The 10,139-nt window shown below is 61.0% G+C and carries 7 protein-coding genes and 3 pseudogenes; 2 read left to right on the plus strand and 8 right to left on the minus strand.

From position 1 onward, the window contains the following. Positions 1 to 95: 95 nt before the first annotated feature. Positions 96 to 1,626 (plus strand): annotated as a pseudogene (locus U1A24_RS21265) (ISL3 family transposase). Between the two features lie 176 nt (positions 1,627 to 1,802). Here the strand turns inward: U1A24_RS21265 and U1A24_RS21270 are convergent. Continuing rightward, complete coding sequence (locus tag U1A24_RS21270) at positions 1,803 to 2,873, minus strand: PQQ-dependent sugar dehydrogenase (RefSeq protein WP_322323988.1); 1,071 nt, start codon at positions 2,871 to 2,873, stop codon at positions 1,803 to 1,805. Positions 2,874 to 3,228: 355 nt separating this feature from the next. Between U1A24_RS21270 and U1A24_RS21275 the strand changes: the two genes are divergently transcribed. After that, a complete protein-coding gene (locus U1A24_RS21275; protein ID WP_322323989.1) occupies positions 3,229 to 3,903 on the plus strand; it encodes a GNAT family N-acetyltransferase in 675 nt (224 codons plus the stop codon). Here the strand turns inward: U1A24_RS21275 and U1A24_RS21280 are convergent. From U1A24_RS21280 to U1A24_RS21310, 7 genes and pseudogenes are all read right to left on the minus strand, one after another. Continuing rightward, positions 3,852 to 4,796, minus strand: a pseudogene (locus U1A24_RS21280) (IS30 family transposase). The gene U1A24_RS21275 and the pseudogene U1A24_RS21280 overlap by 52 nt on opposite strands. A gap of 783 nt (positions 4,797 to 5,579) precedes the next feature. After that, entirely contained in the window at positions 5,580 to 5,792 is a 213-nt protein-coding gene (locus tag U1A24_RS21285; RefSeq protein WP_322323990.1) for an NnrT protein, read from the minus strand. Beyond that, complete coding sequence (locus tag U1A24_RS21290) at positions 5,789 to 5,965, minus strand: hypothetical protein (RefSeq protein ID WP_322323991.1); 177 nt, start codon at positions 5,963 to 5,965, stop codon at positions 5,789 to 5,791. Before U1A24_RS21290 ends, U1A24_RS21285 begins: the two co-directional genes overlap by 4 nt. Positions 5,966 to 5,975: 10 nt before the next feature. Beyond that, entirely contained in the window at positions 5,976 to 7,850 is a 1,875-nt protein-coding gene (locus U1A24_RS21295) for a nitric oxide reductase activation protein NorD (RefSeq protein ID WP_322323992.1), read from the minus strand. A 3-nt stretch (positions 7,851 to 7,853) separates the two neighbouring features. Further along, positions 7,854 to 8,651: a CbbQ/NirQ/NorQ/GpvN family protein gene (locus U1A24_RS21300; protein ID WP_322323993.1), complete on the minus strand. Its 798-nt coding sequence runs from the start codon at positions 8,649 to 8,651 to the stop codon at positions 7,854 to 7,856. Then, on the minus strand, positions 8,648 to 10,000 hold the full coding sequence (locus tag U1A24_RS21305; protein WP_322323994.1) for a cbb3-type cytochrome c oxidase subunit I: 1,353 nt from the start codon (positions 9,998 to 10,000) through the stop codon (positions 8,648 to 8,650). Before U1A24_RS21305 ends, U1A24_RS21300 begins: the two co-directional genes overlap by 4 nt. 9 nt (positions 10,001 to 10,009) lie before the next feature. Further along, positions 10,010 to 10,139 (minus strand): annotated as a pseudogene (locus tag U1A24_RS21310) (cytochrome c); the annotation flags it as partial.

Raw genomic sequence — 10,139 nt, forward strand, 5'->3', positions numbered from 1 at the left:
AACATGTCAATCGGCACGCAAAGCTGGCTCTGACTCAATCTTGATACACTTTTGATGGGTCGACATGTTGTGATGGCTTCGGGAGGACCAACAAGATGTCCCGGATGCACAAAACTGGTTTGGAGGCTCCAGAAGGGCTGGCCGTTGAAGCAATCGAAATGTCTGACGGCCAGGTGACGGTGGTGGCGCTATCTTCGTCGCAGTCATCGTGCTGCCCGCGGTGTGCGGTCGTATCGGTTTCGGTTCATAGCCGATACGTCAGAACCTTGGCCGATCTGCCATCGCAGGGGTCTGCGGTCAGCTTGCAGCTTCGAACGCGGCGGTTCCGATGCAGGTCGATTGGTTGCCCGGTGAAAATTTTTTCCGAGCAATTTGCCCCGGCTGTCGCGCAGCGATTTGGAAGACGGACAGAGCGTCTAGAAGGCATTGTCCATCACATAGGTCTCGCGCTTGGTGGAAGACCGGGGCAGCGGACCGCAGCGCGGCTGGTCCTTCCGGTCAGCCGGGATACGTTGCTCAAGGCTGTGCGCCGAAGGGCACCACCGACGGATGGCGCACCCAGAGTGATCGGGATCGATGACTGGGCCTGGCGGAAGGGTCACCGCTATGCAACCGTCGTCTGTGACCTTGAACAACGGCGGATCATTGATGTTTTCCCAGATCGCGAGACGGCGACGGTACAGGCGTGGTTAGCGGCACGACCCTCCATTGAGATCATCGCGCGGGATCGCGGCGATGGTTACGGCCCTGCCGATTAACGCGGCGTCCGGACGTTATACAAGTTGCAGACCGTTGGCATCTCGTGGAAAATTGCAGTTCGGCCTTCCTTGGTGTCGTCCGCAACTCGATGCGGGACATCCGGCGAGTAATGGGCGCGGGTCGTGTTGACCCCGACGTGATGACGGCTGTCGAGCGCAATCAATACGAGGGCTGGCGGCTGCGGTCGGCGGCGAATTCCGTCATCAAGGACATGGTGACGGCCGGGGTGCCGATCAAGGAAATCATGCGCCGCACCGGTCGGTCGCGCAAATGCGTCCGCGCCATTGCTCGCGGTGATCGCGGCGAAATGTTTCGGCCGAGGTTGAGCACCCTCGACGCCCACCTCGATTGGTTGTCCAAGGAATGGGACGTCGGATGCCGAAATGGCGCGGAACTCTGGCGGCGGCTGTGCGTCCGGGGCTATGCAGGTTCGTTGCGTGTCGTGACGGAATGGGCAACACGGCGGCGCAGGGATGAGGCGGCGCAGTTGCCCCGCAGATGCACAAATTCGCGCACGATCGCCAGGCTTGTGATGCTTGCCAAGGAACGCCTGTCTAGCGCCGATCTCATGCTTGTCACCCTGATCGAGGCTGAGCTGCCAAATCTGCGACAGGTGCGCGCACTTGTCGAACGGTTCCATCACATGATCCGCACGGGCTGTTGCGAAGACCTCGACCGCTGGATTGACGCAGCCACATTGCTGGCCGCATTCACGCGGGGGATCATTGCCGACCGGGCAGCCGTAACCGCGGCCATTACGAGCCCGTGGTCAAACGGCCGGATCACCAAGCTGAAACTGGTCAACGCCAGATGTATGGCCGAGCAAACCTCGATCTCCTGCGCGCAAGGTTAGTGGGCGTGGCATGAAGTGCATCAAGATTGAGTCAGAGCCAAAATTGCATGCCGAAACACACCAAAGATTGGGAAGTAGCTCAGATGGTGCTCTCAGGCCCGAACGAGAGACTTCCGCAACGCGTTGATTTCATGGTTGCTTTACTATGAGAGCGGATATTGGCACACTTCCGCAGTCATCTAGTCCGACCCTAGTTGCCATAGGTCAGCCGCACCAGCCGAGCGTCGCTGCCGTCTTCAAGCACGTAGACGTGACCCTCGGCATCGGCGGCCACGTCGCGTATGCGATTGCCGATGTCCCAACGATCAACCTCCCGCGCCGAGTCGCGGCCAACCTCGACACGGATCAACGCTTGCGACGCAAGCCCACCCAGCAACAACGAGCCCCGCCATTCGGGAAAGACCGCGCCATCGTAATAGACCATCCCCGCCGGGGCGATGATCGGTGTCCATTCAATCAGCGGCGCTGCAAACTCGGGCCGCGTTGCGTGATCGGGGATAGCCAGACCGCTGTATTTCCGCCCCTCTGACACCAGCGGCCAGCCATAGTTCTGGCCCGCCGCGATCACGTTCAACTCATCGCCGCCCCGCGGACCCATCTCGTGAGACCAAAGCCTGCCGGTTTCGTCAAACGTAAGGCCGTAGGGGTTTCGGTGGCCAAGGGTCCAGACTTCGGGGGCATCGGGAAAGGGATTGCCACTGGCGGGCGTGCCGTCAGCGTTAAGACGCAGGATCTTGCCTCTGCTGTCACCCAACACCTGTGCAGGGTCGCCCAACTGCCGATCACCACTGGTCAGAAACAGATGCCCGTCGGGGCCAAATGCGATCATCGCACCCGGATGGCCGTCGCCGCCCATGGGCGTGGCACGCCAGATCACCTTCAGATCCGCAAGTTGCAGCCCCGCCAGATCCAGCTTCCCCCGCCCAAGGTGCAACGCGCCACCGTCGATGCCATCGACCCACGTCAGATAAACCAGACCCGATGTTTCGAAATCCGGCGCCAAGGCCACATCGTGCAGGCCCACTTGCCCGTCATCTGTCACACTTGGCGCGCCTGCAACCGTCTGAACCTCGCCCGAGGCTGAAACATAGGCCAGTCGCGCGGCCTTTTCAGTCACAAGAAATCCACCTTGCGGCAAGACCGCCATGGCCCACGGCTGATCAAAGGTAGCAATCGTCTCAAACCCAAACGGGGTTTGGGCGGTGGCAATGACGCTCGAGGAAAGCAGGGCAGCAACCGCCGTGATTAATTTTCTGATCATGATATGCTCCTTGTCTGTTCTGAGAAACATAGGGTGCAACGCTGCTCATACAAGCCAACGGGCCGGAAACGCCGGTGCTCCATCTCCGTGCGCTTGGCCACAAGTCCGCGCACAAGTCACAGGCCGCATGGCGCATAAATGGCCGCAGACCGACGTTTGAGGCGACAAAATGTTGCGTATTGCGCGAATGGCCGGTCTAGGGAAGCCGCACCGCAGCGATAGGCGAGCAGGCCGAAATCCACGCTGGGCCGCGCGTGTCAGTCTCGCCGTCGGGTGCGCGTGCCCCATAAGTCGCACTGAGGCTCTTTGCGTTGGGAACATTGCAGGCGATTATTCGAACTGTCAAAATCATCTAATGTCAGGGCCGAACCAGTATCACTTCCGTGCTGCCACATTTGCCGATCTCGACCTGCTCAAACGCTGGCAAGAGAGCGCTCACGTCGGTCGCTGGTGGGGAAGCGAAGATCCGTTCGCCGAAGAAGAATTGGTCGATCCCCGTGTGTATCGGTGGATCGTATCACTGGAGCAGCGGTCGTTTGCTTACATGCAGGACTACGCCGTGCATGGCTGGGGGCAGCACCATTTCGACTACCTACCCGAAGGATCGCGTGGCATCGACCAGTACATCGGAGAGACACAGATGATCGGTAAAGGTCACGGAACTGGCTTTATACGTCAGCGAATGACTGAGCTATTTAGCCGTCGAGTTCCCGTTGTGGCAACGGACCCTCATCCAGAAAACCATCGGGCAATCGCGGTCTACCAGAAGGTAGGCTTTAAGATCGCCGGGACAGTTCAACAAACCAAATGGGGACTCGTGTTCCCATGGTTGCACGCCCTGATCGCAGCTAGCATCTTCGCCGTCCGCAGATTTGAAAGCGTTACCGCAGTGATGCTGCAAGACCGACCAATGGCGGCTTTGAGGAAGCTGAACTGCCCTGCCGATCGAAGCCCCAACGGCAGCAAAGGGCGGTGGGTTCAACGGATCGACGCGACACACGCTTGGAACCGCTCGGCGGGTGTTTCGTAGCCGAGCGTTTTGCGGGGTCGTTCGTTGAGCTGTCGGGCGACAGCGCTCAGCTTTGCCTGACTGTATACCGACAAATCGATGCCTTTGGGAAAGTATTGGCGCAAGAGGTGGTTGGTATTTTCGTTCGTGCCACGCTGCCAAGGGCTTTGCGGATCGCAAAGGTAGACATCGATATCCGTGGCCAGCGTGAAGCGTCGATGGCCTGACATCTCTGTTCCCCGATCCCACGTGAGGGATCGGTAAAGCTCGTGCGGTAGCTTGTGAGATTGCTTGATCAGGGCTGTCATCACGCTGTGCTTGTCCTTGTTGCTGACCTTCGCCAGCATGACGAAGCGCGACTGGCGGATAGACCGTTTGGCCCTCAGATGCGCCAGCAATTCCTTCTTCAGGACACCACGGGCCTGAATGAACAGGCTTCTGTAGATAGTCTCATGGGACACGCGCCTCTGCGCATCATCGGGATGCTCTCGCACAAGCCAACCTGCAATCTGCTGCGGGGACCATTTGCGCGTAAGCTTGGCTGATATGGCACGGCAAAGATACCGGCTGCCAGCCAGCTTGCAGGGTTTGGGGCGCTGAGCGCGGTCCCAAGCCGCCTGATCCGTCGGAGCTGCCCGATACTAAGCGCAACCTCCATTACGCCTGACCTCATGGCTGATAGTCGATGCGGAACGCTGCAAAGTGCGCGCAATGGAGCGCAAGGATTGCCGGGCGTGCAGGCTTCTGGAGATCTCCTCACGTTCGCCGAGTGTCAGGGCCAAGCAGGACCGCGTGCGATCAGGCGGGCGTATGCCACCCGTGCGGACCAGCAGCGGATAGATAGACGACGAGTTACGCTCAAATCCCCGACCAATCGAACTCATCGACTCGCCACGCGGCCAGAGATCCCAAATCTCCGCCTTCTGCAGGTCCGTGAAAAATATTCGGCGACGATACTTCACGGCTCACACTCCTTCTTCAATTAAAGAATAATGTGTTGCGTCGATCCGTTGAACCCACCGCAGGAAGCGGACAGTCACCTCCGGTGCAGACCGTTGCCCTGTTGACGAGAGCGAAACCGTATCGCTTTGAAAGGATCAGGCACTAGGTCAGATCATCTACCCTCAGCGATCCGAGATCGCTCGGGATCAGCAGTCACAGAACCGGTACGGCGCTAAAGAGCATTGTCGTTTCCTCCGTCGAAAGGAAACGTCCTGATTGATGGTGGAATACCGCCGTCGAAGCCAAACTGATAGCTGCATAATCGCTGAACAAACGCACCTGGGTCAGATCGCTGTTGGATCGCGGGTGGGAGCTTGCCACAACGTCGGCGACCACATCGGGTCAACACGGCCTAGCCAAAGCCTAAGGGATTGAATATCCCGTCGCACCTAGAGCGAAGCATGAACGACGAGTGAGTGCCAAAGGCGGCCACGGCAAAAAAGGATAGTGATCAGCATCACAAGGCCGGGGCATGACCCGGCCAAGACACGGTCGGTCAAAGTTCCGTATAGGGCGCTGGGTTGGCTGCTGCGACAAGCCAAAACTGCAACACCAGCGAAATCACTCCATACCATGTGTAATAGCACCGATGGCCGATCTCGCCAGTCAAGGATTCCCGATATGCGAAGAGGCTTGGCATAAAGTGCGGCCCTCAAACACCAGACAGTCCAATGCGAACTCTGCCCTGCTGGTGTTCATGTGTCCGCCTTGTCCATCAGCCGCCGGATATGGCGGGCGAAAGCCCATGTTGCGGGAATGCCCAGCACCGCACCGCCGATGACCGATTGCACGGGTGTCAGCACTGGCGAGCCAAGCCACGATGCGATCAGCGAGGCGAAGAACAGGTTCACAGCCATCGCCCCGGCCCCGAACGGATACAGGATCGCCGTCAGCCAAGTGAGACTCATCTGCGGCTGATCAGCCATTGCACCGCAACCAGCGCCATCAGCAGCAGCAGCGAAGCGACGAAGTAGCTGATTTCGGCCTGTGCCGTCTGAGGTTGCGGGATTGGACGCTGGAAGGCTTCGGCAACAGCGGCGGCTGGGGTGAGTGCGGCCAAGAGCGAAAGGGGTAGGCGCATGTCAGGTCTCCTATATCAGTGAACGGTAGATATCGGGCAAGGCACGGCCAAGCCGGGCGGGGTCAGGCAGCAGGGTGAAACCTGCGCGGCCAAAGATGCGGGCGAACCAGTCCTGACCATCGGCATCGACGATCACTCCGTGCACGGCATGGCCCAAGCGGCGAGCCTCGCGCAGGGCCATGTGGCTGTCTTCGATGCCGTGGGTGCCTTCGTAGTGGTCAAGGTCATTGGGTTTGCCATCGGTCAGCACCAACAGCAGCTTGCGGGCAGAAGGCTCGGTTGCGAGTTGGGCGGAAGCGTGGCGGATCGCGGCCCCGAGCCGGGTGTAATGGCCGGGTTGCAGACCGCCGATACGCGCGGTGATGTCTGGGGACATGCGTTCATCGAACTGCTTGCAGCGGGTCAGGAACACGCGGTCACGCCGCAGGGACGAAAACCCCCAGATCGCCAGCCGATCACCTGCGGCGTCGATGCCGCCTGCCAGCGCCGCCATTGCCTCGCGCATGGTGTCGATGATGCTGCGGCTGCCGATCACGGATTCGGTAGAGCGCGAGCAATCCATCAGGATCGCCACCGACAGATCACGCTCGACATGGCGCAGGTCGCGAAAGATACGGTCGCTGGCCTGCCCGGTGGCGCGGAGAGCGACCTGCGCCGCGATCAGGGCATCAAGGTCAAGCTCTGGGCCGTCAACCTGCCTCGGCAGCAGGATGCGGCGGGGGTGCAACGCTTCGAACTGATGGCGCACGCGGGCCATCAAGCGCGGGTCGGGGCTGAAACTCTCGCCAGGCGTGGCGTCAGCCTCCAGAACGATGCAATGGTCGGGCATGTAGGCGCGGGCGCGGTGATTCCATTCCGGGTAGGTAAAGCGCGCCGAGAGGCGTTCATGGTCTGCGTCTTGCGGGGCCAGATCAAGATGCAGTCGCAGACGGGTCGCGGCGCGTTTGTGATGGCGGGTCAGGTTGATATGGTCCTGATCCTCGGCTGCCTTCTGGGCGTTTTCCAGATCATCATCGTCGGTGGCCCGGTTCAGCATCATGCTTTCGACCCATGAGAAGATCGATTCGAACCGGTGCATGATGAAGCTGTCGGTGCGGTTGGCCTGATCGTTGTCCTCACGCTTGCCCTGTTTGCGCGTGGCCGTGGCAAGACCGGGCGGTGCGCTGATGCCGTCCTCGGCAGGAGCCGCCGCCGTGTTCCCAGCTGCGAGATCCAGCCGCAACCAGATCGGAACCGGCGCAAGAGGGGCGTAGCCGTGCGGGTTCATAGGAATAGCCAAATCGGCGCGCAGTAGATCGCCGGACAGAACTGCCCGCGCGCTTTGCTCGACGTTGTGTTCTGCCCGCGACGCGGCCAGATCGGTGCGCAGGGTCAGCAGGTGGGCGCACATGGCTGCATGAGATACGCGCAGGCCGGGGCAGAGCGTCAGCGCCCCAGCGGTTGCGCGGTGCATGGCGCTTAGATTGGCGAGGTCGGCGGCCAGCGGATCTTGCGCAGCGACTGTGGGCATAGAACAAGCGGCAAGGGCTGCCAGCCACAGATAGGCGGTGCGATTCAACTCTATGGTGGGGAAGACATCCATCACCGGCGGTAGCCGCAGGCTATCACCGTCGAAGCTTGCGACATGCTCCAGCACCCGTGCCTCGGCCAGATGGGCAGCCATTCCCCGGCGATGCCGGGAGGCGGTGGCGGGGCTGGCGGCAATCTCGACCCCCGGCTTGCCGCCAAGGGCGCGGAACAGCAGGGCAAGACTGGGGCGCACGGCATCCAACGCCACGGCATGGGCCGGATGGCCGGTGACCGGGGCCAGCCGCTGCGCGACCCCGTGCCAGAGGTTGCCCATCGTCTCTTCCGGTTCCATCAGATCCAACGGATGCAACGCCATGGCTTAGCCGTAGATGCAGGCGATGACGTCGCGCAGGGCTTGCGCCACGTCAGGCTCGTCGGTGAGGGGTTCCACCACTGCCGCCTGCAACGCGCGTTCGATCGGCATCCCTCCGGCGATAAGGGTGGCGGCGTAGATCAAGAGGCGGGTGGAGACACCTTCCTCCAGATCCATCCCCGACAGCGCGCGGATATGCCCGGCCAGCCGCACCAGCGGAGCCACACGGGTCGCATCCAACCCGCTTTCACGCGCAACGACAGCGGTTTCGGTCGCGGCATCGGGAAAGCCGAAGGTGATCGAAAGGAACCGCTGCCGGGTGGACGGTTTCAACCGTTTCAGGATGTTCTGGTAGCCGGGGTTGTAGCTGGCCACCAGCATGAAGCCGGGCGGGGCCAGCAGTTCTTCGCCGGTGCGGTCAATCATCAGGGTGCGGCGGTTGTCGGTCAGCGGGTGCAGCACAACCGTCACATCCTTGCGCGCCTCAATCACCTCATCCAGATAACAGATCGCGCCTTCGCGTACGGCGCGGGTCAGCGGGCCATCGACCCATTCTGTTGCCCCACCGCGCAGAAGGTAGCGCCCGATCAGGTCGGCAGCCGAGAGATCGTCATGACAGGCCACCGTATAAAGCGGACGGCCCAACCGGGCCGCCATGTGTTCGACAAACCGCGTCTTGCCGCAGCCGGTCGGCCCCTTCAGCAAAAGGGGCAGACCATTGGCGTGAGCCGCTTCGAACAGCGCACATTCCTGCGCAACGGGGCGATAGAACGGTGCTGACCGTTCGGGGGCGAGGGCGTTCATGACTCCCCTCCTGCGGGGGCAGGCATGGTGTTCGGCGTGATCACTTCACGCCGCACCACCAATTGCGCGTAGATGAACAGGATCGCGCCCAGCACCACCGCGATACCTGCGCCGAACCGCATCATGTAGAACAATCCCAACTGGTCTTGCACGTCCATGTAATAGTCGCCGACGATCCGCTGCATATGGGTCTGGATCGTGCCGGCAAAGGTCAAAACGAAGGTCATGAACGCCATGCCGCCGGTCATCAGCCAGAACGAGATCATGTTCAGCACCTGATTATAAGGCGCACGTCCCCGTAGCAGCGGCATGGCATAGGTGATGATCGCAAGGTTCATCGCGACATAGGCCCCGTAGAACGACAGGTGACCGTGCGCGGCGGTGATCTGCGTGCCGTGGGTGTAAAAGTTCACGCCATGGAACGTGTGCAGAAAGCCCCAGACGCCCGCGCCAAAGAACGCTACCGTGGCAGACCCCAAAGCCCACAGCAGTGCCGCCTTGTTGGGATGATTGCGCCGCCCCTTCCAGACCATGATGAAGGCAAACGACATCATCGCGAAGAAAGGCACCACCTCAAAGGCCGAGAAGATCGAACCTGTCCACTGCCAGTATTCCGGCAGACCGATCCAGTAGAAATGGTGGCCGGTGCCGAGGATGCCCGAGAACAGCGCGGTGGCGACGATGACATAGAGCCACTTTTCCACCACTTCGCGGTCCACCCCGGTCAGCTTCAGCATCAGGAAGGCGAGGATCGCGGCCATCACCAGTTCCCATGTGCCTTCGACCCAGAGATGGACGACGAACCACCAGTACATCTTGTCGAGGCTCAGGTTGTCGGGGTTGATGAAGGCAAAGACCCAGAGAAGCGACAAGAGCCACAGGCCGGTCAGCAACACGCCCGTGATCGCGGTCTTGCGGCCCGCAAGCACGGTCATCGAGATGTTGACCAGGAAGATCACCGCGGCGACCAGGATGCCGAACTTGACCCAGAGCGGTTGTTCAAGGAACTCGCGCCCGCCGTGGATGCCGACAAGGTAACTGCCGACAGCGCCAAGCGTGCCGACCACCAGGATGATCAGCTGCAGGTATGCGAGCTTGACCGACCAGATCTCGCGCTCGGATTCCTCGGGGACAAGGAAGTAGGCGGCACCGAAGAAGCCCAAGAGCAGCCAGACGATCAGCGCGTTGGTGTGGATCATGCGGATGATGTTGAAGGGCAGCACCGTCGACAGCGTGTTGGGCGAGACGTAGATCCAGCCCGCCAGCAGCCCGCCAAGGACCTGGATGCCGAACAGGCCCATCGCCACCATGAAGTAGGCGTAGGCCACTTTTTGCGATTGATATTTCATGTCTTTCTCCTAGCCCGCGTCCGTGGGCGGCCAGCTTTGGGTGTCGGTCTGATCCGCCCAGCGCAGGAATTCCGACAGGGCGCGCATCTCTTCGGGGGTGATGGCGAAATGGGGCATCTGGCGGCGCCCCTCGACGCCG

This window comes from Cypionkella sp., assembly GCF_034376685.1.
GTDB lineage: Bacteria > Pseudomonadota > Alphaproteobacteria > Rhodobacterales > Rhodobacteraceae > Cypionkella.

Bases quoted from the DNA above. Each gene is read 5' to 3' on its own strand.
- U1A24_RS21270 (WP_322323988.1), bottom strand. From the start codon at position 2,873: ATGATCAGAAAATTAATCACGGCGGTTGCTGCCCTGCTTTCCTCGAGC.
- U1A24_RS21275 (WP_322323989.1), top strand. From the start codon at position 3,229: ATGTCAGGGCCGAACCAGTATCACTTCCGTGCTGCCACATTTGCCGAT.
- U1A24_RS21285 (WP_322323990.1), bottom strand. From the start codon at position 5,792: ATGAGTCTCACTTGGCTGACGGCGATCCTGTATCCGTTCGGGGCCGGG.
- U1A24_RS21290 (WP_322323991.1), bottom strand. From the start codon at position 5,965: ATGCGCCTACCCCTTTCGCTCTTGGCCGCACTCACCCCAGCCGCCGCT.
- U1A24_RS21295 (WP_322323992.1), bottom strand. From the start codon at position 7,850: ATGGCGTTGCATCCGTTGGATCTGATGGAACCGGAAGAGACGATGGGC.
- U1A24_RS21300 (WP_322323993.1), bottom strand. From the start codon at position 8,651: ATGAACGCCCTCGCCCCCGAACGGTCAGCACCGTTCTATCGCCCCGTT.
- U1A24_RS21305 (WP_322323994.1), bottom strand. From the start codon at position 10,000: ATGAAATATCAATCGCAAAAAGTGGCCTACGCCTACTTCATGGTGGCG.